21 protein-coding genes are annotated in these 24,282 nt (G+C 45.1%); 17 read left to right on the forward strand and 4 right to left on the reverse strand.

The genetic code is table 11. From position 1 onward, the window contains the following. Window positions 1–23 precede the first annotated feature (23 nt). The 3 genes from ABHN01_RS09575 to ABHN01_RS09585 are packed head-to-tail and all read left to right on the forward strand — an operon-like array spanning window position 24 to window position 2,195. Window positions 24–335, forward strand: coding sequence for a hypothetical protein (locus tag ABHN01_RS09575; RefSeq protein ID WP_429875351.1), 312 nt, complete (start codon window positions 24–26; stop codon window positions 333–335). Window positions 336–339: 4 nt separating this feature from the next. After that, window positions 340–1,437, forward strand: a complete 1,098-nt coding sequence (gene mutY / locus ABHN01_RS09580; RefSeq protein WP_429875352.1) for an A/G-specific adenine glycosylase — start codon at window positions 340–342, stop codon at window positions 1,435–1,437. Next, a complete protein-coding gene (locus ABHN01_RS09585; RefSeq protein WP_429875353.1) occupies window positions 1,434–2,195 on the forward strand; it encodes an SDR family NAD(P)-dependent oxidoreductase in 762 nt (253 codons plus the stop codon). The genes mutY and ABHN01_RS09585 overlap by 4 nt, the downstream gene beginning before the upstream one ends. Window positions 2,196–2,239: 44 nt before the next feature. On the opposite strand, the gene ABHN01_RS09590 is transcribed toward ABHN01_RS09585, so the two are convergent. Next, window positions 2,240–2,464 carry a cytosolic protein gene (locus ABHN01_RS09590; RefSeq protein WP_429875354.1) on the reverse strand — a complete coding sequence of 75 codons (225 nt, stop codon included), beginning with the start codon at window positions 2,462–2,464 and terminating at the stop codon, window positions 2,240–2,242. 193 nt (window positions 2,465–2,657) lie between these two features. Between ABHN01_RS09590 and ABHN01_RS09595 the strand changes: the two genes are divergently transcribed. The 8 genes from ABHN01_RS09595 to ABHN01_RS09630 all read left to right on the forward strand — a co-directional run bounded on the left by ABHN01_RS09595 (window position 2,658) and on the right by ABHN01_RS09630 (window position 11,729). Further along, the gene (locus ABHN01_RS09595; RefSeq protein WP_429875355.1) at window positions 2,658–2,864 is read left to right on the forward strand and encodes a gamma-type small acid-soluble spore protein; all 207 of its coding nucleotides are present in this window, start codon (window positions 2,658–2,660) and stop codon (window positions 2,862–2,864) included. Window positions 2,865–3,258: 394 nt separating this feature from the next. Continuing rightward, complete coding sequence (gene ntdP, locus ABHN01_RS09600) at window positions 3,259–3,786, forward strand: nucleoside tri-diphosphate phosphatase (RefSeq protein WP_290401337.1); 528 nt, start codon at window positions 3,259–3,261, stop codon at window positions 3,784–3,786. A gap of 308 nt (window positions 3,787–4,094) precedes the next feature. Beyond that, window positions 4,095–5,843, forward strand: coding sequence for an ABC transporter ATP-binding protein (locus ABHN01_RS09605; RefSeq protein ID WP_429875356.1), 1,749 nt, complete (start codon window positions 4,095–4,097; stop codon window positions 5,841–5,843). A 243-nt stretch (window positions 5,844–6,086) separates the two neighbouring features. Further along, a complete protein-coding gene (locus ABHN01_RS09610) occupies window positions 6,087–7,094 on the forward strand; it encodes an ABC transporter ATP-binding protein (protein WP_429875366.1) in 1,008 nt (335 codons plus the stop codon). Continuing rightward, complete coding sequence (locus ABHN01_RS09615; protein ID WP_429875357.1) at window positions 7,075–8,040, forward strand: ABC transporter ATP-binding protein; 966 nt, start codon at window positions 7,075–7,077, stop codon at window positions 8,038–8,040. The genes ABHN01_RS09610 and ABHN01_RS09615 overlap by 20 nt, the downstream gene beginning before the upstream one ends. Window positions 8,041–8,097: 57 nt before the next feature. Further along, window positions 8,098–9,702, forward strand: a complete 1,605-nt coding sequence (locus ABHN01_RS09620; RefSeq protein WP_429875358.1) for an ABC transporter substrate-binding protein — start codon at window positions 8,098–8,100, stop codon at window positions 9,700–9,702. A 98-nt stretch (window positions 9,703–9,800) separates the two neighbouring features. Then, entirely contained in the window at window positions 9,801–10,802 is a 1,002-nt protein-coding gene (locus ABHN01_RS09625; RefSeq protein ID WP_429875359.1) for an ABC transporter permease, read from the forward strand. Window positions 10,803–10,817: 15 nt separating this feature from the next. Then, a complete protein-coding gene (locus tag ABHN01_RS09630; protein ID WP_290401343.1) occupies window positions 10,818–11,729 on the forward strand; it encodes an ABC transporter permease in 912 nt (303 codons plus the stop codon). 45 nt (window positions 11,730–11,774) lie between these two features. Here the strand turns inward: ABHN01_RS09630 and ABHN01_RS09635 are convergent, their stop codons facing one another. The 3 genes from ABHN01_RS09635 to ABHN01_RS09645 all read right to left on the reverse strand — a co-directional run bounded on the left by ABHN01_RS09635 (window position 11,775) and on the right by ABHN01_RS09645 (window position 19,027). Continuing rightward, window positions 11,775–12,851, reverse strand: coding sequence for an FUSC family protein (locus ABHN01_RS09635; protein ID WP_429875360.1), 1,077 nt, complete (start codon window positions 12,849–12,851; stop codon window positions 11,775–11,777). Between the two features lie 149 nt (window positions 12,852–13,000). After that, window positions 13,001–17,461: a glutamate synthase-related protein gene (locus ABHN01_RS09640; RefSeq protein ID WP_429875361.1), complete on the reverse strand. Its 4,461-nt coding sequence runs from the start codon at window positions 17,459–17,461 to the stop codon at window positions 13,001–13,003. 270 nt (window positions 17,462–17,731) lie between these two features. Beyond that, window positions 17,732–19,027 (reverse strand): glutamate-1-semialdehyde 2,1-aminomutase, encoded by a 1,296-nt coding sequence (locus ABHN01_RS09645; protein ID WP_429875362.1) that lies wholly within the window; start codon window positions 19,025–19,027, stop codon window positions 17,732–17,734. A gap of 179 nt (window positions 19,028–19,206) precedes the next feature. Here ABHN01_RS09645 and ABHN01_RS09650 point away from each other — a divergent pair, with 179 nt between their 5' ends. The 6 genes from ABHN01_RS09650 to bcp all read left to right on the forward strand — a co-directional run bounded on the left by ABHN01_RS09650 (window position 19,207) and on the right by bcp (window position 24,258). Continuing rightward, the gene (locus ABHN01_RS09650; RefSeq protein WP_429875363.1) at window positions 19,207–20,223 is read left to right on the forward strand and encodes an ABC transporter ATP-binding protein; all 1,017 of its coding nucleotides are present in this window, start codon (window positions 19,207–19,209) and stop codon (window positions 20,221–20,223) included. Continuing rightward, entirely contained in the window at window positions 20,216–21,007 is a 792-nt protein-coding gene (locus ABHN01_RS09655; protein WP_290401348.1) for an ABC transporter permease, read from the forward strand. The genes ABHN01_RS09650 and ABHN01_RS09655 overlap by 8 nt, the downstream gene beginning before the upstream one ends. Window positions 21,008–21,010: 3 nt before the next feature. Beyond that, complete coding sequence (locus ABHN01_RS09660; RefSeq protein WP_290401349.1) at window positions 21,011–21,796, forward strand: ABC transporter permease; 786 nt, start codon at window positions 21,011–21,013, stop codon at window positions 21,794–21,796. 229 nt (window positions 21,797–22,025) lie between these two features. Next, a complete protein-coding gene (locus tag ABHN01_RS09665) occupies window positions 22,026–23,183 on the forward strand; it encodes a S8 family peptidase (protein WP_429875364.1) in 1,158 nt (385 codons plus the stop codon). 122 nt (window positions 23,184–23,305) lie between these two features. Then, entirely contained in the window at window positions 23,306–23,728 is a 423-nt protein-coding gene (locus ABHN01_RS09670) for a potassium channel family protein (RefSeq protein ID WP_290401351.1), read from the forward strand. A 59-nt stretch (window positions 23,729–23,787) separates the two neighbouring features. Next, window positions 23,788–24,258: a thioredoxin-dependent thiol peroxidase gene (gene bcp / locus ABHN01_RS09675; RefSeq protein WP_290401352.1), complete on the forward strand. Its 471-nt coding sequence runs from the start codon at window positions 23,788–23,790 to the stop codon at window positions 24,256–24,258. Window positions 24,259–24,282 lie beyond the last annotated feature (24 nt).

Here is a 24,282-nt window from a genome sequence, read left to right on the forward strand (position 1 = left end):
TTTTCTAATTTGGAGGATCAATCATGAATCAAAAATTAACGGTTTTCATTGAGTATAAAGTAAAACCGGGCATAATTGAACAATATGAACATCAAATGCAAAATGTGCTAGTTGAATTAAAGAAAGACGGAGCCGGCAATATCTCCTGGCTAAAAGCATTGGATCAAGACGCTCTCTATGTTGAAAGCTTTGATGTTGGCAGTCGTGATTCCTATCATTCATTAAAGCAGCTCAGGCTCTCAGAAAGCCATCCGGTTTATGGCCCGCTTGAGAAGTTCATTTCGGGCGGAATGGCCAAACTCCATTGCTGGGCATTTGAAAAGAAAGGTGAGTAGCACGTTGAATCATTCTGAAGATTATATTCAAGACTTTCCCATTCAAGGCTTTCAGCAGGATCTGATTAACTGGTACATAGAGAATCAGCGTGATCTCCCGTGGAGGTTGAATCAAGATCCCTATAGAGTATGGGTTTCTGAAATCATGCTGCAGCAAACCCGCGTAGATACGGTCATTCCATATTTTAACCGGTTCCTGTCGTTATTTCCCACCCTTAAAGATCTGGCTGAAGCAGAGGAAGAAAAGGTATTAAAGGCATGGGAGGGTTTAGGTTATTATTCCCGCGTTCGTAATTTGCAAACCGCAGTAAAAGAAGTGGCTGAGCAATACGGCGGAATCGTGCCCGATACAGCCGAGGAAATATCAAAGCTAAAAGGGGTAGGCCCTTATACGGCGGGAGCCATATTAAGTATTGCTTATGGAGTGCCTGAGCCAGCGGTTGATGGAAATGTCATGCGCGTCCTCTCCAGGGTACTGCTCATCTATGAAGATATTGGAAAAGCCAAAACTAGAACATTGTTTGAAGATGCCGTACGGACTTTGATATCAAAAGAAGATCCTTCTTCGTTTAATCAAGCGATGATGGAGCTGGGGGCTCTTATCTGCACACCAAAATCACCAGCATGCCTGATCTGCCCTGTCCAGGATCACTGCAGGGCTTTTGATCAAGGCAGACAGAAAGAACTTCCAGTAAAAGAAAAAAAGACAAAGGTGAAACACGTTGATATGGCTGCTGTTATTTTACGCAATCATGAAGGAAAGTTTTTAATTCATAAAAGACCAAAAGAAGGGCTCCTTGCTAACCTATGGGAATTTCCGAACATCCCGGTCAAAAAAAGGGGAGTAAGTGAAAAAGAAGACCTGAAGGTTTTTCTTCAAGCCGAATGGGGTATTTCAGCTGCTGTCGGCGATCATGTAAGTAACATTGAACATGTATTTTCTCATTTAAAATGGGACATACAGCTTTTTGAAGGACACTGCAGCAATAAAACAATAGAGGCATGTGATTTAAAGTGGGTGACGCTTGAAGAAATGGAAACCTATCCTTTCCCTGTATCTCACCAGAAAATCAAAAAATTGGCAAAAGAGGTGACAGCATGAATTTATATATGGAAAATAAACGAGTACTGATAACTGGAGGTTCTAAAGGTTTGGGCAAGGGCATCGCCAAGCTGTTTATGGAAGAAGGTGCTTCTGTAGGCATCTGCGGACGCAGCCAGGAAGCCCTTGAACATACGAGAGGTGAGTTGGGCAGCGAACTTCTCATTCTTCAAGGAGATGTTACTTCCCGGGAGGACAGGGAGCGGATCCTCCGAGAATTCACGGAGGAATATGGCGGCATTGACATATTGGTAAATAATGCTGGCGGCAGCAATGGATCGGCAGTATTGGAAACGAGTATGGAGGAGTTTGAGGTGGCCGTTCACTTGAATTACCTATCAGCTGTCGGAATGAGCAAGCTTGCAGCTGAACATATGATGAAAAATGAGAAGGGAACCATCATTAATATTTCTTCTATCTTTGGAAGGGAGTCTGGGGGTAAGCCAACCTACAATGCCAGCAAAGCTGCGCTCATTTCCTTTACGAAGTCGTTTGCCGATGAGATGATCCGGCATGGCGTCCGGGTAAGCGGAGTTGCCCCTGGGTCAGTTCTTCATCCTACAGGAAATTGGCAGAAGCGGTTGCAGGAAAACCCGGATCAGATCAACCAGTATGTCCAGCAAAACATCCCTGCACAGCGGTTCGGAACGGTCGAAGAAATCGCAAACACGGTGGTGTTTCTCTCCTCAGAACGGGCATCGTGGGTCGTGGGAGCCACACTAAACGTTGATGGCGGACAATCCTATAGTAATTTTTAATGGAAAAATACAAAAGCTGAGCCTCAATTAAAGGCTCAGCTTTTTTAATCCGCTTTCGGGGTCGTTCCTTTTGCCCAGCTGGCTTCATCCCTGGATAGCCCGCCTCTGGCTTCAATTTCCTGAATAATTTCACGATGTATGGTTGTACCTTCTTCATTAAGGTAAGGCGCAATTTGCTGGAAAGACTGGTGAAAATATGCCAACTCACTGTCTTTCCATTCGTTTTTTGCAATCATATCCAACTTAGTCATATCTCTTCCTACGTACATCAGATCGACCTCCCATTGCGTGTATAGGTGCCAGGCACCGAAAAAGAATCGTTTTTAGTTTCTGAAACCATTTGCAATCCTATACCCTGTCTTATGAGCCGGCAACCATTGAAAATATGCAAAAAAAAATTATTTTTTGTTCACATAAAACCATATGCAGCGGGTTAAATTAATTTTTGTGGAGGTGATACACATGGACAACCAGTCAAAAACTAACGCACAACAAGTTAGACGCCAAAACCAACAGTCTCAAGCTTCTCAAGCTGGACAAGCTGGACAATCTGGTCAATCTGGCCAATTCGGGACTGAGTTTGCAAGCGAAACGAACGTTCAGCAAGTTCGTCAACAAAACGCTCAATCTCAGCAAAGAAAAGGCCAAGGTAGCCAAAACCAACAGTAACCCTCTATCCGAAATGCTCCCTGCTCTACGCAGGGGGCATTTTTGGTTTGCGCAAATTCAACAAGGTTTCCAGGATACATACTAAGGGAAAAAGAAGAAGGACTATGGAAATTGAAAAAATGGGCGAGCTTTTTTTCAATAAACAGGGTAACTATCATTTCCAAACTATTCTTAAAACGATATAATATAGGAGAGAAAATAACGTAAAGTAACTGTTTCTTGGGGATGATGAAGGCCGGGCAGGGCTAGAATAGTGATGAGACGATACAATGAACGTTTTTTTGTACAACGAAGCTGGTGAATTACCTAAATGATCTTATTTTAATTGGAAAGGAGTTTCGCACATACCTGGTAACCCATTGGCTTCCGGAAATGCGAAGGAAAGGAGAGGCATATGAGTTTTCCCACACCCGGAAGTATTATCGATATACAAAGCTATAAACATAACGGATCACTCCATCGCACCTGGGAAGATACGGTTATCCTCAAGGGGAGTTCGTCTGTAGTTATAGCAGGAAATGATCGTATCCTTGTAACGGAATCAGATGGCAGGCAATGGCGAACGAGAGAGCCTGCGATCTGCTATTTCAACTCTAAGCAATGGTTTAATGTAATCGGCATGATTCGTCAGGATGGATTTTATTATTACTGCAATCTAGGCACACCCTATATCTGGGATAATGAAGCCCTTAAATATATCGATTATGATCTGGATATAAAGGTTTTTCCAGACATGTCATATATTTTATTAGATGAAGATGAATACAGCCTGCATAGGCAGATAATGAATTATCCCCATGAACTCGATTACATTATAAAAAAGAATTTGAATGAGTTAATATCTATGATTAATCAAAGAAAAGGCCCATTCGAACCAGGCTTTATCGAGCAATGGTACGAGCGGTATTTGGAGTTTAGATAAGAAGGAACCTGTTGAATAATGGAGTTCAACAGGTTTTTCTGCAAATAATATAAAGTGAGCCGATAAAACGCCTGCACGGGAAAGTCTTAAATCGTCCCTATAAGAGGCGTTTTAAGCGTTTAAAGGTTCCTTCAAGATTGCTTGATCCAGCTTCAGGAGCTATCTAGGACGAAAAAAGGGTCGATTTTCGTCCCTCCTCGAGCGCTTCCCTCCTTCAATACAACACAAAAAGCGTGTTGTTCTTCAGGGTTTCCACCGCTTTCGGAGATAAACAGCTCCTTCAGCATTTCATATAAGAGGGTGTAATTTTGGATAGTATCAGAAGGTATCTGGGCTTTGTAAAGCCGTATAAAAAACAAATTGGATGGACGATTGTCATAGGGATCTTAAAGTTTGGCATACCATTGCTCATCCCGCTGATTTTAAAATATGTTGTCGATAACATTATAAATGGCCATGGTTTGACGAGCGGGGAAAAACTTGGAAAGCTTCTTTGGCTGATGGGAGGCTCCTTCGTTATTTTTGGAGTGCTCCGGCCGCCGATCGAATACTACCGGCAATTTTATGCCCAGTGGGTCGGAAGCAAAATCCTTTACGATATCAGGGACAGGCTCTACGGGCATATTCAGCGGCTCTCCTTACGATTTTACTCCAATAATAAGTCGGGGGAAATCATTTCAAGAGTCATCAATGATGTTGAGCAGACCAAGGATTTTGTTATTACCGGTCTGATGAACGTATGGCTTGATATGTTTACGATCGTGATAGCGATTGTGATCATGGCAACGATGGATGGGTGGCTGACGATCGTTGCTTTGGCGATGCTTCCGTTTTATGGACTCTCCGTCAAATTCTTTTATACAAGGCTTAGAGGGCTGACGAAACAGCGTTCCCAGGCGCTCGCTGAAGTGCAGGGTCATCTTCACGAACGGGTTCAGGGGATGTCCGTTATCAGAAGCTTTGCTCTGGAGGATTATGAACAAGTTCAGTTTGATAAAAGGAACTCTCATTTTCTCAACAAAGCGATGGATCAGACCAATTGGAACGCTAAAACGTTTGCTGTGGTCAATACGATTACAGACATCGCGCCTCTTCTTGTTATCGGTTTTGCTGCCTACAGGGCGATCGGAGGACATATATCGGTTGGGGAAGTTGTAGCGTTTGCCGGCTATATGGACAGGCTTTATAATCCGCTCAGAAGGCTTGTCAATTCATCGACAACACTTACACAATCGCTCGCGTCCATGGACAGGGTATTCGAATTTATGGATGAGGAATATGATATTAAAGATCAGCCTGAGGCAAGGGAACTTAAGTATGTTAAGGGAGAGCTCTCTTTTAACGAAGTGTACTTCCGGTACAATGAGGATGAACCCCACGTATTGAAAGGAATCAACCTTCATGTTGAACAAGGGCAGACCATCGCGCTTGTCGGGATGAGCGGAGGCGGGAAATCATCCCTGGTCAGTCTTATTCCGAGGTTTTATGATGTGTCGAAGGGCAGTATCCTGCTTGACGGCGAGGATATACGCAGCTACAAGGTGCGGTCACTCAGGGATAAAATCGGAATGGTATTACAGGATAACATTTTATTTAGTGAATCTGTCAAAGCCAATATCTTGATGGGAAACCCTGAAGCAACGGACGAAGAAGTGATGGCAGCGGCCAGAGCCGCAAATGCGCATGAGTTTATTATGAATCTGCCTGAAGGATACGATACGAAAATCGGTGAGCGGGGAGTTAAACTTTCAGGAGGACAAAAACAGCGGGTGGCGATTGCGCGAGTCTTTTTGAAGAATCCGCCGATTTTGATCCTTGATGAGGCTACCTCTGCTCTTGATCTGGAAAGTGAGCACCTGATTCAGGAATCTCTTGAAAAACTCGCGAAAGACCGTACGACATTTATTGTTGCACACCGGCTGGCGACCATCACTCATGCTGACTGTATCGTAGTTGTCGATAATGGTGAGATTGCAGAAAGCGGTACCCACTTGGAGCTAATGGAAAAAAGGGCAGTATACTATAACCTGTTTACAGTTCAGCAGCTTGGAGATTGAATGTGGATAGGCAGAAAGTTGCAAAGCCAATCAAAGAATATGAAAAAAGAACGGGAGCATTGATGCGTCTCCGTTCTTTTTTGTGTTAAAAAAGACCTGCAAAACCTAGGAATCGACATTATTATTTAAAGTTTTTAGAAATTTTAATATTGTCAAATAATCAGACTAGTGTCATAATTTCAATAGAGTGTCCTACAAATTGTTCACGCTGCAAGTAAATGTCATCATGAAGAAAGGGGTGGGATAGTGAGCAGTCCAGTCTTGGAAGTAAAAGGATTAAGGACTTCTTTTCAGACGGATGATGGAGAAGTAACAGTTGTCAATCACATCGATTTTCAAGTCAATTCCGGGGAAGTGCTTGGAATTGTAGGAGAATCCGGTTGCGGCAAAAGTGTTACATCATTATCTGTCATGGGACTCGTTCCTTCACCTGCGGGAAAAGTTGAAGGAGATATATTATTTAAAGGCGAAAATCTTACTTCAGTATCTGAAAAAAGGATGCGTGAAATCCGCGGAAATGAAATAGCCATGATTTTTCAGGAGCCGATGACCAGCCTGAACCCGGTATTTACTATCGGCAGCCAGTTGATCGAAGCTTTGCAAATACATAAGAAATGGCCAAAAAAGAAGGCCTGGGCACATGCCATTGATATGCTGAAGATGGTTGGGCTTCCACGGGCAGAAGAACTGATGAAGGACTTTCCGCATCAGTTGTCAGGGGGGATGCGCCAGCGTGTCATGATTGCGATGGCGATGATCTGTTCCCCAAAACTTCTGATCGCCGATGAACCGACCACCGCACTTGATGTGACCATTCAAGCTCAGATTCTCGAGCTCATGAAAAAGCTGAATAACGAGACGGATACCGCCATCATGATGATAACCCATGACTTGGGCGTAGTGGCAGAAATGTGTCAGCGCGTCGTCGTCATGTACGCGGGTAAAGTCGTTGAAGAAGCGGATGTAAAAACGATTTTCACAAATCCGAAACACCCCTACACGGTCGGCTTGATTCAATCCGTCCCCGATATGAGGGAGAAAAAAGACCGTCTTTATTCCATACCAGGAAACGTGCCGAAACCCGGATCTGTGAAAGAGGGATGCCAGTTTGCCCCGAGATGTGCACACGCCTATGAGCGCTGTCTGAGCGAGACACCATCGCTGGATACCTTGGAAGGCGGCCAAAAGGTAAGATGCTGGCTGTATGAGGATCAGAAGGGGGTAAACATCGTTGGCAGAACCATTAGTTAAAGTTGAGAACTTAAAAAAGCATTTTCCGATTAGAGGCGGTGTATTCGGCAAAACCGTCGGGGAAGTAAAAGCGGTTGACGGTGTGTCATTTACCATTCAAAAAGGCGAGACACTCGGACTTGTCGGGGAAAGCGGTTGCGGAAAATCCACCACCGGCCGGATGCTCCTCAGGCTCCTCGAACCAAGTGACGGCAAAGTCTATTTCGAAGGGCAGGATGTGACCAAACTTTCTCCCAACGAAATGCGCAAAATGCGAAGAGAAATGCAAATGGTATTTCAGGATCCTTTTGCATCGCTCAATCCGAGGCATACCGTTGAAAAAATATTAGAAGAGCCGCTCATTGTCCATGGTGTAAAGGATTCGAAGGAGCGAAAGAAACGGGTTAAGGAGCTTCTTGAAGTTGTTGGGCTCAGCAGTTATCATGCGAAGCGCTATCCGCATCAGTTCAGCGGAGGACAAAGGCAGAGGATTGGAATCGCCCGGGCGTTGGCGGTTAATCCCAAGCTAATCATTGCAGATGAACCGGTATCAGCTTTGGATGTATCGATTCAATCCCAGGTGCTGAACCTTCTGCAGGATCTGCAGGAAGAATTCGGACTTACCTATCTTTTTATCGCCCATGATCTTGGGGTCGTCAGGCACATCAGCGACAGGGTCGGTGTCATGTATCTTGGGAGGATTGTAGAACTTTCAGACAGCGAACAGCTTTATGACAATCCGCTGCATCCCTACACACAAGCGTTGCTTTCTGCCGTACCGGTTCCGGATGTGGAAGTTACAAAGGAGCGCATCATCTTGAAAGGTGATGTCCCAAGCCCGTCCAACCCGCCAAAAGGCTGCGCGTTCCACACTCGCTGTCCTCAAGCAATGGATGTATGTGCCGCAGAGCGTCCGGATTTTAAGGAAGCTGAGAAGGGCCATTACGTTGCCTGTCATCTTTATTGATGGCAGCTCGTACACATAAATAGAGGCAAAAATTCATATGAAAACGGGGGAAAGAACATGAAGAGAAGTATACTCACGGCTCTAGCGTTAATCCTGGTCCTTTCATTAGGGCTGGCGGGCTGTAAATCCTCAAGCGAAAGCACAGGCGGGAAAGGAAGCTCCGGCGGAGACGGAGGCGGCGTCATGATCTACGGACGCGGAGGTGATGCCGTCGGATTGGACCCTGCGCATGAAACAGACGGTGAATCGTTCATCGTTACTGAGCAAGTGATGGAAACACTAACGGGCTACAAAAAAGAGAACACAGATGTCGTTCCTGAACTTGCGAAGAGCTGGAAGATTTCAGACGACGGCAAGACGTACACGTTCACTTTGGAAAAAGGCGTTAAGTTCCATGACGGCACTGACTTCAACGCAGATGCGGTTGTTAAGAACTTTGACCGATGGATGAACGGTGATGCTGCGAAGTTCCCTTATTATGCATCCATGTTCGGCGGTTATAAAAATGATCCTGGGCACGTCATTAAAGAAGTGAAAGCCGTTGATGAAAACACAGTTGAATTTACTTTGAAGCGCCCGCAGGCCCCATTCCTGAAAAACCTTGCAATGAGCCCATTTGCGATCTCCAGCCCTGCTGCGATTGACCAGTACGGCGACAAATACGGTGAGCATCCTGTAGGAACAGGGCCGTTCAAGTTTAAAGAGTGGAAACGCGGAGATACCATCTCAGTTGTGAAAAACGAAAAATATTGGCAAAAGGGCCTTCCTAAATTAGATGGCGTAACCTTTAAAGTCATCAAAGATAACTCATCACGCTTAAATGCACTCACAAAAGGTGAAGTGGACTTGATTGACGGAGTAAACCCAAGTGATCTGGATAAGATTAAATCCGATAAAAATCTTCAAATCTTTGAGCGTCCTTCTATGAACGTTGCTTATTTCGGCTTTAACGTTGAAAAAGCGCCGTTTAATAAAAAAGAAGTACGGCAGGCGATCAGCCATCTTGTAAACAAAGACGAACTGGTCAAAAACTTCTATAACGGAACAGCTGAACCGGCTGCAACGCCGCTTCCTTCTTCCATCGCAGGACAAAACAAGGACATCCAGGATTATGGGTATGACGAAGCAAAAGCTAAAGAATTACTGAAAAAAGCTGGATATCCAAATGGTTTCAAAATGGATCTTTGGGCGATGCCGGTATCACGTCCATACATGCCAAATGGACAAAAAATTGCTGAAGCCATCCAGGCAAACCTTGCTAAGGTTGGAATCAAAGCGAACATCGTTACATTTGAGTGGGGTACGTATCTGGAAAAACTCCGCAAAGGTGAATCACCTGCCTTCTTGATCGGTTGGACAGGAGATAATGGAGACGCGGATAACTTCCTATATGCTCTTCTTGATAAAGACACGATTGATTCTAACAACTATGCACGCTATAAGAGTGAACCGGTCCATAAGCTATTGATTGAAGCACAATCCACAGCCGATGAAGGAAAACGTGAAGAGCTTTACAAAAAAGCACAGGAGATTATCCATGAAGATGCACCATGGGTTCCTCTTGTACATGCTAAGCCGCAGCTTGCAGGTGTAAATTCCATTAAAGATTTCTACCCGCATCCAAAAGGCTCTCAGTCATTTGTTGATGTTTCCATGAAGTGATGAAGAAAGTGGGGAGTATCTTGCATGCTCCCCTTTTGTTTTGGATAAAAAAACATCAGGGTGCTGTAACGACAACTACGCGTAAATGAGGTGTGGACATGTTTTCTTATACCATTAGAAGGATTGGTTTGCTCATCCCTGTGCTCCTCGGAATGACGTTTATCGTTTTCATGATGATCCGGGCGATTCCGGGGAATCCTGCTCAATTGATTCTTGGCCAGCAGGCAACCAAAGAGGCTATTGAAACGTTAACGAAGCAGTTGGGGCTGGATCAGCCATGGTACTCCCAATTTGTGCATTATTTGACAGGCCTTTTTCAAGGAGATCTTGGAACGTCACTGAAAACTAGAACACCGATCAGTGATGAACTATGGCCGTATTTGGCGGCAACAATCGAACTTTCACTGGTTGCGATTTTGATTGCGGTGGTAGTCGGCGTCAACGCCGGCATCATCTCCGCATGGTTCCAAAATTCATGGTTCGATTATGCAGTGATGCTCATTGCATTAATCGGGGTATCAATGCCTATTTTCTGGCTGGGTTTAATGGAACAGTATTTTGTCTCCATCAAATGGGACTTGCTGCCGACAACAGGCAGGGACAATATCAGGATGCCGGTTGAGGCCATCACTCATCTCTACTTGCTGGATACGCTATTGGAGGGAAGGTTTGACCAGTTCATAGAAGTCGTTAAGCATTTAATCCTTCCAGGAATTGCCCTCGGCACTATTCCAATGGCAATCATCGCGAGGATGACAAGGTCAAGCATGCTTGAAGTGATGCGTTCGGATTACATCCGTACTGCCAAGGCGAAAGGGTTAAAGATGTTCTGGGTCGTGTACAAGCATTCTTTGAAAAATGCCATGATCCCTGTTATCACAGTTATCGGTCTTCAGACGGGACTGCTTCTAGGCGGTGCTATTCTGACAGAGACCATCTTTGGATGGCCTGGAGTCGGCACCTATATCTATGAAGCCATTCAGTCCCGGGACTATCCAGTCATCCAATCTGGAATTTTAGTAGTGGCTACACTTTTTGTACTTATTAATCTTTTTGTGGATATTCTGTATGCGGCCATCGATCCGCGCATCAAATACTGATAGGGGGAGTTTATTATGGCTGAATTAGCAAGAACTACACCACCGTTATCAAACCCGCCCGCAGTGGAGCAAGGTGACGACAAAGTCATCTCTCCCTGGAAAGATGCGTGGCGTTCTTTCAAGAAGAATAAATTAGCGATGGTTGGACTCGGAATTGTTATTTTCTTCATCCTAATCGCCATTCTGGCTCCGGTTTTGGCGCCATACAGTTTTTCGGACCAGCGCCTGGCGGACAAGCATCTGGCGCCGTCTGGTGAGCATTGGTTTGGAACGGATGAATTCGGACGCGATATTTTTACCAGGGTACTATACGGAGCACGGATCTCATTGTGGGTCGGTTTCGTTTCTGTAGCTGGTTCCGTTATTGTTGGCTCTGCACTTGGAATCATCGCAGGTTACTATGGCAAGGTGATCGATGGGATCATCTCAAGAATCTTTGATATCCTGCTGGCATTTCCCAGCATACTTCTCGCTATTGCGGTCGTTTCTGTATTGGGGCCATCCTTAAGAAATGCGCTTATAGCGATTGCCATCATCAATGTACCGATATTTGGACGTCTTGTACGTTCCAGGGTTCTGAGTGTGAAGGAAGAGGAGTACATTACAGCGGCTAAAGCCATCGGTATGAAGGATTCCAGGATATTGATCCACCATGTGCTCCCAAACAGCATGGCGCCTATCATCGTTCAAGGCACTTTGGCGGTCGCAACCGCAATCATTGAGGCAGCGGCCCTCGGATTCTTAGGTCTTGGAGCACAGCCTCCTACACCTGAATGGGGGAAAATGCTTGCGGACTCCAGGGACTTTATTATACAGGCACCGTGGACCGTCATCTTCCCGGGGATAGCAATAATGCTTACTGTACTAGGTTTTAACCTGATGGGTGATGGCCTTCGTGACGCTCTTGATCCTAGAATGAAAAACTAATAGGAAAAAGCCTGACATGAAAATGTCAGGCCTTTTTATTGAAAACTAATCTGTTTTTTCTTCTTTTATCGTTAGCTCGTTGTCGTCCATATGATGGTTCTTAAAACTTTCAACAAGGCGATTCAAGTGTTCCAGCTGGTCACTGTAATCAATGATCAAGGCGAAAACAGGAAACAGCTGCATCCATTGGTCATCGTCAGGAGTCGTATAATAGCTCATGAACGATTTCATTAATGAACTCTTATTCTCACAGAGCTCGTCAAGCATGCCTACAGAATGCTGGGAACGAATTTTTCCTGTATATTTCAGCAGGATCTGTTCATGATAGTTGGTCAGGCAGTCAAGCTGTTCAGTGATCAGCTGCTGAAGGTCTTCGGGCATGCAGAGCATTTCATTCTCATGGCGATGAAGACTTCTAAGAAGTTCAAGAGATTTTTTCGTCGTAAAAATCATCTGGCGGTAGAGTACAAGTTTCCGGCCTTTCGTAAACTGATTGTTTTTAAAATAAGTGCGGTCTTCTCTGTATAATAGATAAAGCTGATCCATTTTAATGCTGTCTTCCTTCATCGTTCCGATATCATCTTTTATGGCGGAATAATCTGAGGCATGACGGATGATCATACGAATCCATTTGATGATATCGTCTGTCAGATTAGCGATGCTGAAGTAAAGCTTGGTTTCATGTTTTGGCGGCATAAAGATCAGGTTTACGAGAAAAGCAGATACGACGCCGAGCATGATGAGTAAAAAACGCCCCATCGCAAACGATACAAAATTCGGTGTCTGGCTTTCCATAATGACGATAACCGTCACAATCGCAAGGGGGATGGTCTTTTCATTTTTCATCTTTAAATTGACTGCAATGACGATAATGACGACAAAACCGATGACAAACGGGTTGTTCCCCAGCAAAAGTACAGAGACGATGGCAAAAAAAGCACCGATTATATTCCCCTGGGCCTGTTCAATAATGGTTTGATAAGATCTGTATATGGATGGCTGTATCGCAAATGTGGCTGCGATCGCAGCGAAGACAGGCGTGCTCAGGTGAAAGAACATGGCTAGATAAATCGCCATGGTGATGGCTAATCCCGTTTTTATCATTCGGGCTCCAAATTTCATCTTAAATAGGTTTTCCCTTCTATAAGTAAGATAATAATCTTGACAACTATACAATGATTCCCTCTAATAATCAAGTATTCATTTATAACAAAAATATGAACGAAAAAAAAGATCTCTATAACAGAGATCTTTTCTAAACGTAAGGCTTTTTATTCTGTAGAAACATCAGGATCCGCCTGTTCTTTTACAGGAATGACTTGAACGAAGTGTTCAAGCGGATGCTCCATCAGATATTTAATTTCAGCGGCTTCTTCAAACTGCTCGGATTTTACAAGTGCCGCTGTATATTTGGACAGCAGTTCGTTGATGTCTTCAGCGCCTTTAAAGCCTATCGGTTCCAATGAAACTTTGGCTCCTTTTGCAATTCTTGTCTTCAATACTTCTATCGTGAGTCCCATCTCCGGCTGCAGGCGGAGATAGACGACGCCCCCAGTCATCCCGGCACAGATCCATGGGCCGGGATCACCAAGTACGATCCCTCTCCCATTGGTCATATATTCAAAGGCAAATCCTTTTATATTAGCATTTGTACCGATATTCCCCCTGTTGGAAATGACCGGAGCAGCAAGCTTGCCGCCGATGACGAGGTCTGCTCCTGATAAACGGATGCCGGCTCTTGCATCAGCATTCCCCTGAATCATAAAGAGTCCTTTTTGAGCCCCATAAGCGAATCCCTTTCCAACAGAACCATTGTAATACTGGCCGTTTTTCGCTTTTGATTTTAGGATGGTGATGGATCCGCCGAATGCGGTTTTTGCCAGGCCATCCTGTGCTCCGCCATCTACTTTGATTTTAATCCCTTTTGAAGTGTATGCCCCTAGACCGTTTCCAGGGATCGAGCCATTTTTAAAATGGAGGTGGATATCCGGCTGTTTCCCGGTTCGGCGTGAACGAGTCTTATGTCCGGAAACGCGGCTTCCCAAGACACGCTGTTCAGCCGTGACAAACTGAAAGTCTCTTGAATGAGAGAGCTGGGCGACATCCTCATCCAAATATTCTGCACCGGCTGCCATTGTGACCGCAGCCAGGAGCGATTCCTGCACTTGCGGCATTGGGATGACCTCTTCTACACTCGATTTCTCCAGCAAGGCAGAGAGATCCAGCTGATCAAAGCCGCGGTTCTGCACGAGCAGGTCGGAACGTCCGACAAGTTCCTGTGCAGATGTAAATCCAAGAGAGGCCGTTAGCTGCCGCAGTTCATCACCAAATGCGGAAAACATTCTGACAAGGCCTTGGACAGCAGGATCAAATTGCCTTGGAACAAACCTGCGGAGTCCATGGTCTTTTGCTTTTTGCTCGGTATCAATCTGAGTGGCAATCCCTACATGGCAGGTGTCCAGGTGGCAGCCGCGGCATGTCGTACAGCCGATCGCCACCATGGAAAGTGTGCCGAACCCAATACGGTTTGCTCCTAAAAGCATCATCTTCACGCCATCGAGCGCACTGCGGATTCCTCCGTCAGCCCAAATCTCCACTTTATGCCTTAATCCAGCTTCAAGCAAAGCTGTATGGGCGGCTTTCACTCCGATCTCGGCAGGCAATCCAACATGTTGAAGAGCGTGCACCCTGGCTGCTCCTGTACCGCCATCAAAGCCGCTCAGCGTAATGATATTTGCCCCCGCTTTCGCGATACCGACGGAGATGGTGCCGATGTTAGGAACAACAGGTACTTTAACCGATACTTTTGCCTGGTCGTTGGCCGTCTTCAGTTCTGTGATCATTTGTGCGAGATCTTCAATTGAGTAAATATCATGGTTGTTGGAAGGCGAGATCAGGTCTGATCCAACGGTAGCATTACGGGCCTCTGCAATTTTATCGGTAACCTTCGAACCAGGGAGATGGCCACCCTCACCAGGCTTAGCCCCCTGGCCGATTTTAATTTCCAATAAGTTGGAAGAATTCAGCAGTTCAATGTTTACACCAAAGCGTCCGGATGCAATTTGCTGTCCTCGCGTCTTGGGATATTTACCGATCATGTCTTTAATTTCCCCGCCCTCGCCGTTTAGGCTGATCATATTCAGTACGTCAGCCGCTTCAGCATAGGCACGGAATGCAGTCTCGTTCTGTGAACCGAAAGACATGGAGCTGATGACGAAAGGAAGACTATGATCTTTTACACCGATATCAACATGAGCAGGATTAACCGGCGTTTCAGAAGAAGCCAGGTCAGTCAGATGACGGATGGCGATCGGATTACTCTTCTCTTGGTCTTCCAGTTTCTCTGCATAGGTTCTGTAATCGGACTTCCCGCTGGCGATATCGCCGATCGATTTCCATATTCTTGGAAAGAGCCGGAAGCTTTTGCTTGCCCTTGCATCATTTTGTCTGAACACTTCATTTCTTGCGATACTGTCTTCTTTTAATTTGGAAAAATTATATCCTAGCGATTCTGAGCCGAAGAAGTTTACGATATTCAATGTTTCCGCAATTTCGCTGCTCAGCCCGATGCTTGAAAAGAGACGGTCATAGCCTCTTAGTTCATGGATCCCGATGGTGGAGATTACTTTCTCAAGCCCTTTGTTTAAGGCTTCAAACAACTTGGCTGCAGGGATCAGGTTTCCAGGCTCGGCAACAGTCTCAAACAGGAGATATGGACTGACAGCATCAGCACCAAGGCCAACAGCAAGAATGATATCATGCAGCGAACGGATGGCAGCAGATCTGAGGACCAATGAAACACTGCGTCTTAGATACTTCTTTCTAAGGCTTTGATCCACCGCCGACAAAACGAGGTGAGGATCCAGCCAAAGATGCTTTCTGTGCGCCTGGTTGTCGTCCAGAATGATGACTGCAGCTCCATTTTCTGTGGCTTCTGCTGCTTCAGCAGAAAGCCGGGTTAAGGCTTCTTCTACGGTCTCACTAGCGAGCATGACCGTGTGAAGAACATATTTTTCGCTTCTCGCTTCAAAGTAAGCTGCCACTTGCTCATAAGAAGGATGGTTGAATTGCTCTGACAGGTTTTTCCCATCGATCCCTTCAACGAGCAGCGGGGTCAGCAGTTCAATGGTTTTTAGTTCCTTTTCTTTTTTAAAGAGGGAAGGGCGCTTCCCCAGAACTGTCCGGGTTGAAAAATGCTCGGTCTCTCTATCTCTGTCAATGGCAGGGTTGGTAACAACGGCCACACTTTCTTTAATAAAATCAGCAATATTCTGGCGTTCAGGGTGAAGAGCCGCCAGTGGTGAATCGTGACCAAGCGATTGAATCGGTTCGACTCCTTTTTCCGCCATCTGTTCAAGCTGATGAATCTGTTCACGGTCCCAGCCATAGGCGGCATACCATCCGTTGTGCTTTTTCAGCGGAGCACGCACTTGCCCTGTCTCAAGAGAAGGAGTTTCCAATCGGTGTCTGGCCCCGTCAACGCAGATTCTTGCCTGCATCTTTAGATAGACCTGCTCTTGGTAATCGTTGTGATTGTAATAAGTAAGGCTGCCGTCATATTCCCGTTTCAATCCGACCTTTTCACCGGGAGCAAAGCTTTTCGGCTCTGCTGTAAAATCATGGTTGGACAGAATTCCTTGCTCAGAGGAGAAGTAGAGAGATGTTTCGGTTTCAAGCTGCCAGATTGGACGGAGTCCAAGTGCATCCACACTGAATACCGCTTCGTTCCCGAATCTTGAGATGATTCCTGCTGGCCCTTGAGCATAGTGCCCCCAAGCCTCTCGTATATAGGTATACAAATCCTTCAAGTGAGATGGATAACCTTTAATTTCATGAATGATGGGAGGGAACAGTACGTCCATTGCTTCGAACAAAGAAAATCCTTCACGAAGAATTAAGGTTTCGATCACCCGGTTTAGATCCTGTGAATCACTTCCTCCGTCAGTAACCGGTATTCCGATAATCTCCGCTTCTTCACGGAGCTTGGCAATCGTATTCAATTCGCCGTTATGTCCGAGAACGCTGAACGGCTGAACTCTGAAAAAGGTCGATAATGTATTGGTAGAATAGCGGTTGTGCCCTAACGTCACGGTTGATGCGATAAGAGGATGGGTCAGGTCTTCATAGTAGGCTGGAAGCGTTTCGCCTGAGCCCATCACTTTATAGACAGCATGATGATTGCTGAGAGAGGCTACATGGACTGAAGGCGACGTTTCGATATCAATCAGCAGGTGGTACAATGTCCGGTCAAGCTCCTCATGATTCCTTTTCGGAAGAAGCGCCGCCTGCCAGAAGACAGGCTCTTCACCGCGGGCGATTGGGCCTAAAGCGGCAGAATTCGTCACATCTGTTGTTTCATATAACAGCTCAAGATGGTGTTTATCAAACCAAGCTTTAATCGTTTCCATTTCCGCGGTGCTGTCGGCTTTTTTGTCGATGAAGAAATGGCCGACAACAAAGTGCTCAGAATCCACAGCGGAACAAGGAAGGCTTTTACTTGTCAGCTTTTCCTTCCAAAGAAGGCGGGGGATATCAATGTTTATCCCGATCCCGTCTCCTTCATTTTCGATGAAGCCCGCCCTATGGTTCATGGTAATTAGTGCATGAATGGCGTCATCCACGTTTTTCTTGGTGGCCACATTTTCTTTCTCGATTACTGATACGATTCCACAGCTGTCAAACTCCTGCTTGCGATAATCTTTAAACAAAGCAGGACTCCATGAATTACTCATCTGAAAGCCTCCCTTACTCCAATTATTTATAAGACATAAAAAAACCAAATCGCGAGAAATGGTTTTATCTCTTTACCGATGTGATGTTTTAAAGAAATTAGCAATATATTTAAATAGTATCATCGTTAGAATAGTCAGTCAATTATTTTTATTCAACTTGATGCATAAGGAGTGAGGTTGGGGAAGAGGATATGCAGGACCGACGAATAAGTAAGCGCTTACATGAAGAGGTAAAAAAACAGAGTGTCATATGCACTCTGTTTAATAAATTTACATAGAAGTGATTTTCTTAAACGAACGTTCAACCGCTTCAAGCGTTTCATTAATGTCATTTACGCTATGCGCGGTCGTGAGGAACATCGCTTCATATTTAGACGGTGCGAGGTTGATTCCTTCGGCGAGCATGGCTTTAAAGTACTTTCCGAACCGCTCGCCATCCGTATTTTCCGCCTGTTCGTAGTTCACGATCCTCTCATCCGTAAAGTAGACGGTAAGCGCCCCTTTTAAGCGGTTGATCGTAATAGGAACACCATAGGCTTTGGCGTGCTTGAGAATTCCATCTTCCAGCATTTTGCCGAGTTCATCCATTCTTTCATATACGCCTTCTTCTTGAAGAACTTCAAGGCACGCGATGCCCGCAGAGATGGAAGCCGGGTTTCCAGCCATCGTTCCCGCCTGATATGCAGGTCCTAATGGCGCTACTTTTTCCATAATATCTTTCCTGCCGCCGTATGCACCGATCGGAAGACCGCCGCCAATGATTTTTCCAAGGGCAGTCATATCCGGTTTTACGTTAAGAAGATCTTGTGCCCCGCCATACATAAAACGGAAAGCTGTGATAACTTCATCGTAGATGACAAGAGCGCCTGCCTTATGAGTCAAGTCATTTACTGCTTCCAAAAAGCCCTCTTTCGGTTCAACGATACCGAAGTTCCCGACGATGGGTTCAACGAGAACCGCGGCAATCTGGTCACCCCAGCGGTCTAACGCCTCACGATAAGAATCAATATCATTAAACGGAACTGTAATAACCTCTTGAGCGATACTTTTTGGTACGCCTGCGGAATCTGGTGTACCGAGTGTTGATGGGCCAGAACCTGCAGCCACGAGCACAAGGTCTGAATGGCCATGATAACAGCCGGCAAACTTAATGATTTTGTCTCGCCCCGTATAAGCGCGGGCTACACGGATCGTCGTCATGACGGCTTCCGTACCGGAGTTGACAAACCTTACCTTTTCCATAGCAGGCATGGCTTCCTTCAGCATTTTAGCAAGTTTTACTTCAAGGCTCGTGGGTGTACCGTAGAGCACACCGTTTTCCGCTGCTTCCGTAATCGCTTTTGTAATATGCGGATGTGCGTGGCCGGTTATGATGGGCCCGTAAGCTGCCAAGTAATCGATGTAGCGGTTGCCGTCCACATCCCAAAAGTAGGCTCCCTGTGCCCTCTCCATGAATACTGGCGCCCCGCCGCCCACTGCCTTAAAAGAGCGGGAAGGGCTGTTCACACCGCCGACAATATGTTCTTGAGCTTCTTTATATAATAACTCTGACTGTTGATGATTCATTGCAATCCTCCTTATGAAATTCCTCATATATTGTAGCATGTTTTTGGAGTGGATGAAGGACGATGCACTTAGGCAGGCTAAATAGATTGAGGTACAGAGAGACTTAGGATAAACTAGTTCATGCTGGTGAAAAACTGGTGTGCCTGGCACCATGAAGAAAGTTTCGGAGGAGAAACAAAATGGACTATATTATAGATGTAAAAGATTTGCGCAAAGAATTCACGTCTCACTCCAGCCGTTCGGGGCTTAAAGGTGCATTTCGTGATCTTTTTACAAGAAACTACACGATTAAGACAGCGGTGGACGATATTTCTCTGCAGATCCGCAAAGGCGAAATGGTTGGCTACATCGGGGAGAACGGCGCCGGTAAGTCTACGACCATTAAAATGCTGACAGGCATCCTGACTCCTACTTCAGGAGAAGTCAGGGTAAATGGAATGAACCCGCATAAAGACCGAGAGAAATTTGTGCGAAGCATCGGGGTGGTGTTCGGCCAGAGGTCTCAGTTATGGTGGGATATTGCCGTTCAGGAATCCTTCCGTCTGCTGAAGAAGGTTTATAATGTACCGGATGAATTTTACAATACGCATATGGCGGATGTGATAAAAACGCTGGCAATTGAGCCGCTGCTTGATAAGCCGGTGAGGAAGCTGTCTTTAGGGCAGCGTATGAGGTGTGAACTTGCAGCAGCCCTTATCCACAACCCGCCGCTGCTGTTCCTCGACGAACCTACCATTGGGCTGGATGTTCTGGTGAAGCTGAAGATCCGTGAGTTTTTAAAAGAAATTAATGCAAAATACGGTACGACCATTCTACTAACTACCCATGATTTATCAGACATCGAAGCGCTGTGTGAACGGGTTATCATGCTCGATGAAGGTAAAATCATCTATGATGGCGCCCTTCAGCAGCTTCGTGAAAACTGGGGAGAGGGCAAGCAGATTCAATTCCTTTTCACTGAAGATGTATTTATGAATGAACTTCAGGAATTAACGAAGGAACACCTTGTTGTGTGGGAGCAGGTCACCAACGCCAGTACTTGGACGGCGAGTGTGGAAAATGATGAAGAAATCATTTCTGCGGTGATCGGCAAGGTGGTTGCTGCAAAGAGAATTGCAGATTTAAAGATTGTAGAGATTACGACAGAAGAAATTATTCGCAATATTTACGAAGAGGGAGCAGTCCGGAATGGGTAAATATTTAGAAATGATCCGCATCCGCTTCTTGATGATGCTGGCCTACCGGACAAACTATTACAGCGGTATTCTGATCTATAGCATCAATATCGGAGCGTACTACTTTTTGTGGAGTGCAATCTATGGGGACAAACCATCGATCCAGCACCTCTCTATTGTCCAGATGACAACATACATCGCAGTCGCCTGGATGGCAAGGGCCTTCTACTTTAATAATATCGACCGGGAGATTGCCCTTGAGATCAAGGAAGGAAAAGTAGCCATCGAAATGATCCGGCCTTATAACTACCTTAGTATGAAAATGATGCAGGGCTTGGGAGAAGGCATATTTCGGATTCTCTTTTTCTCAGTACCTGGCATGGTCATCGTCTATTTTATCTTTCCGATCCAGTTTACTAGCCATCCGGCTACATGGCTGTATTTCCTGGTATCTATTATTTTAAGCTTCGTTATAAATACTCAGATCAATTTGCTGACAGGAATTGCAACCTTCTTCCTATTTAATAATGATGGCTTGATCCGGGCGAAGCGTGTCGTAATCGATCTGTTCTCCGGGCTTATCCTTCCGATCAGCTTCTTTCCCGGCTGGGCACAAAGTATTATGGGCTATCTGCCGTTTCAGGGAATCAGTTATATCCCGAGCATGATCTTTACGGAAGGATTCCAGGGAAGTGGAGTCATCCACGGGCTGTTGAATCAGGCGCTGTGGTGCGTCGTTCTTTTTATACCGATACAGGTGCTGTGGGCAACAGCTAAACGTCAGCTCATCGTGCAAGGAGGGTAAAGGATGTCCTATTTTTCTATCTTTTTTCAATATGCAGGCCAATATTTAAAAACAAGGCTGACCTATCGTGCAGATATGGCCGTTGAAATATTTTCGGACTTGCTCTTTCAGGCAGTGAACCTTATTTTTATCCTCGTAGTGTTCGGCCACACCAGTCTGCTTAAGGGCTGGAGCAAAGATGAGATGGTCTTTATCTATGGCTTCTTTCTTGTCCCATTTGCCATTTTCGGTGCTTTCTTTAACATTTGGGATTTCACGGACCGCTATATCGTGAAAGGGGAGATGGACAGAATCCTGACACGGCCGATCCATAGCCTTTTTCAGATTATCCTAGAACGGATGGAGCTTGAATCATTGTTTGGGGTCGTTACTGGCCTGGCCATTATGTTTTATGCGGGGAACAATCTAGGATTAAGCTTGCATTGGTATGATCCGTTTATTTTTCTCATTCTGGTCGCAGGCGGTGCCCTCGTATATGCAGGAATCTTTGTAACCCTGGCGAGCATCGGGTTCTGGTCGGACAGCAGAACGGATATTATGCCGATGATGTACAACATCGGAAACTACGGCCGTTACCCGGTAGACATTTATAATCGGATCATTCGTTATGTTCTTACGTGGATCCTGCCTTTTGCTTTCGTCGGCGTATATCCAGCAGCGTATTTTCTTGGCAGGGAAGAGTGGTACATTTACGCCTTTATCACACCATTGATCGGCGTGATCTTTTTCGCCATCTCTGTTTTTTTATGGAATATAGGTGTAACCAAATATCGAGGCGCAGGAAATTAGTATGGCAAGCGACACCCGAAATGGGTGTCTGTTTTTTTTGGGCAGCTGAAGTAGTAAGAAAGTTATATGATTTACAAGGCAGCAAAATAGTTACTTAAACTTATTAAAGTTAAGATTGTGAAATTATTGGTATATAGTATTCATTTTTGGATGAAATTGTAAAATTTTCTTTATTTTCTGCTAATTTGGCCCTATGCTAAAGGTATCTTACAAAAAGGAGTGATCGATTTTGATCAAAAAAATTATGGCAGTTGCCGTAACACTACCCATTGTAATTTCTTTAGCAACACCTGCACAGGCAGCGCAAAAAACAGCTGTGAAAGCAGAAGTAGCACCAAATGAAATTATTGTAAAATTCAAAGATGGCGTCCCAGCCGCCAAGACTAAGGCTATACATGCACAATCAGAGGCCAAGCTTGTTCAAAAAGACAAAGGATTCCAAGTAGTTAAAGTAAAAGACGGGGATGTAAAAGGAGCAATTAAAGCGTACGAGAAAAATAAAAACGTTGAATATGCGGAGCCGAACTATACATACAAAGCAACTTATACACCTAATGACACGTATTTTGCTTCCTATCAGTATGCACCTCAAAAAGTGGGTGCCCAGTCAGCTTGGGATGTCACACGTGGATCTTCATCTGTAAAAGTAGCAATCGTGGATACAGGTGTTGATTATAATCACCCAGATTTGGCTGGCAAAGTTGTTAAGGGGTATGACTATGTAGATAATGATTCCGATCCGATGGACTTGAACGAACATGGCACTCACTGCGCAGGAATTGCTGCAGCTGCGACCAATAACAGCCGCGGTATTGCCGGGATGGCGCCTAACGTTTCTGTCTTGGCCGTTCGAGTTCTTGACGCAAACGGAAGCGGTTCGTTAGATGATGTTGCAAGTGGTATTCATTATGCTGCCGATCAAGGAGCTAAAGTTATTTCTTTGAGCCTTGGAGGGCCAAGCTCTGCTACAACCCTTCAAAATGCTGTAAATTATGCGGCGGGCAAGGGATCCGTAGTCGTTGCTGCAGCAGGTAACGAAAGCACTTCCGCACCAAGCTACCCTGGTTATTATTCTGCTGCGATTGCTGTAGCGGCAACCGACCAAAACGACAGGCTGGCTTCTTTTTCTAACTATGGATCATGGGTAGACGTGGCAGCTCCGGGTGTAAGTATTCTATCTACGGTGCCAGGAGGTAACTATGCTTACCTTTCTGGAACCTCAATGGCGACACCTCTTGTTGCAGGTGTAGCCGGATTGCTTTCTTCACAAGGAAAAAGTGCATCTCAAATCCGTGCCGCGATCGAAAATACGGCAGACAAGATTTCCGGAACGGGAACTTATTTCTCTAAAGGCCGTGTGAATGCAGCAAAAGCTGTAAGATACTAATCATAAGAAAAAGGCTTAAAAACAAATTGTTTTTAGCCTTTTTTTTATTTACTATCAGTCCCAGTAACCTGTCCTATTCGTTGAAAACGGCGCATACACTGCTATCAGAGGCGGTGGGGAAGATGATTTATCTTGCGATGCTTTTTTTATCGGGGATTGTTGTATTTAAAAGTCTTCAATCCCTTTTTTCTCATCCGGTCATGAAGCATCAGCTCATGTCCTTAAATCACCTTTTCGTGCTCGTCATCGTTTACGTAACCATCATCCTTGGATTTGGGCTTATGTATACTTCGCTGCTTCTCATGGATATGCATGTTCTCATGAAGCACGGAGAAGTAATTGGGCATCGCCATTTTTTTCAGGTCATTGATGATGCTATGTATTTCAGTTCGATGACGATGCTTTCTGTAGGATATGGGGACTTGACTCCGATGGGGGCAGGCCGATGGCTGTCAATTGTAGAAGCACTGATCGGATACTTGCTTCCTGCTGCATTTGTCCTGAATTCAGTGATTGACAGGGAAACAGCATCAAAAAAGTTGTAGGAACGCCTGGAATTGGTTACCCTCTTTATATAGATCAACGTTAAGCAGGAGGGATATCCATGGCAGTTACAGAACAAGAAAAAGCACCGGATTTTACATTGCTGGCAAGTAATGGACAACATGTTAAGCTATCCGATTTTCAAGGGAAGAATGTGGTGTTGTATTTTTACCCTAAAGATATGACCCCGGGATGCACGACTCAAGCTTGTGATTTTAGGGACAAACATGATGAATTTAAGGATTTGAATGCTGTGATCATTGGAATAAGTACAGATCCGATGGCCAGACACGAAAAATTTATTGATAAATACGGCCTGCCGTTCTTGCTTCTGGCAGACGAAGAGCATGAGGCAGCAGAGCTTTTCGGTGTTTGGAAACTAAAGAAGAACTTCGGAAAAGAATACATGGGGATCGAGCGGTCGACTTTCATTCTTGATAAAGAAGGAAAAGTTGTAAAAGCGTTCAGAAAAGTGAAAGTGAAGGATCATATTGATGAAGTTCTTTCTTATATAAGAGAAAACCTGTCATAAAGAGAAGGGGCTGTCCAATAAGTC

This window comes from Fictibacillus sp. NRS-1165 (assembly GCF_050468105.1).
Taxonomy (GTDB): Bacteria; Bacillota; Bacilli; order Bacillales; family Fictibacillaceae; genus Fictibacillus_C; species Fictibacillus_C terrinigri.

Coding starts and splice junctions, on each gene's coding strand:
- ABHN01_RS09655 (WP_290401348.1), top strand. CDS start 20,216: ATGGGTAAATATTTAGAAATGATCCGCATCCGCTTCTTGATGATGCTG.
- ABHN01_RS09670 (WP_290401351.1), top strand. CDS start 23,306: ATGATTTATCTTGCGATGCTTTTTTTATCGGGGATTGTTGTATTTAAA.
- ABHN01_RS09575 (WP_429875351.1), top strand. CDS start 24: ATGAATCAAAAATTAACGGTTTTCATTGAGTATAAAGTAAAACCGGGC.
- ABHN01_RS09635 (WP_429875360.1), bottom strand. CDS start 12,851: ATGAAATTTGGAGCCCGAATGATAAAAACGGGATTAGCCATCACCATG.
- ABHN01_RS09625 (WP_429875359.1), top strand. CDS start 9,801: ATGTTTTCTTATACCATTAGAAGGATTGGTTTGCTCATCCCTGTGCTC.
- bcp (WP_290401352.1), top strand. CDS start 23,788: ATGGCAGTTACAGAACAAGAAAAAGCACCGGATTTTACATTGCTGGCA.
- ABHN01_RS09590 (WP_429875354.1), bottom strand. CDS start 2,464: ATGTACGTAGGAAGAGATATGACTAAGTTGGATATGATTGCAAAAAAC.
- ABHN01_RS09650 (WP_429875363.1), top strand. CDS start 19,207: ATGGACTATATTATAGATGTAAAAGATTTGCGCAAAGAATTCACGTCT.
- ABHN01_RS09630 (WP_290401343.1), top strand. CDS start 10,818: ATGGCTGAATTAGCAAGAACTACACCACCGTTATCAAACCCGCCCGCA.
- ntdP (WP_290401337.1), top strand. CDS start 3,259: ATGAGTTTTCCCACACCCGGAAGTATTATCGATATACAAAGCTATAAA.
- ABHN01_RS09660 (WP_290401349.1), top strand. CDS start 21,011: ATGTCCTATTTTTCTATCTTTTTTCAATATGCAGGCCAATATTTAAAA.
- ABHN01_RS09640 (WP_429875361.1), bottom strand. CDS start 17,461: ATGAGTAATTCATGGAGTCCTGCTTTGTTTAAAGATTATCGCAAGCAG.
- ABHN01_RS09595 (WP_429875355.1), top strand. CDS start 2,658: ATGGACAACCAGTCAAAAACTAACGCACAACAAGTTAGACGCCAAAAC.
- ABHN01_RS09585 (WP_429875353.1), top strand. CDS start 1,434: ATGAATTTATATATGGAAAATAAACGAGTACTGATAACTGGAGGTTCT.
- ABHN01_RS09620 (WP_429875358.1), top strand. CDS start 8,098: ATGAAGAGAAGTATACTCACGGCTCTAGCGTTAATCCTGGTCCTTTCA.
- ABHN01_RS09645 (WP_429875362.1), bottom strand. CDS start 19,027: ATGAATCATCAACAGTCAGAGTTATTATATAAAGAAGCTCAAGAACAT.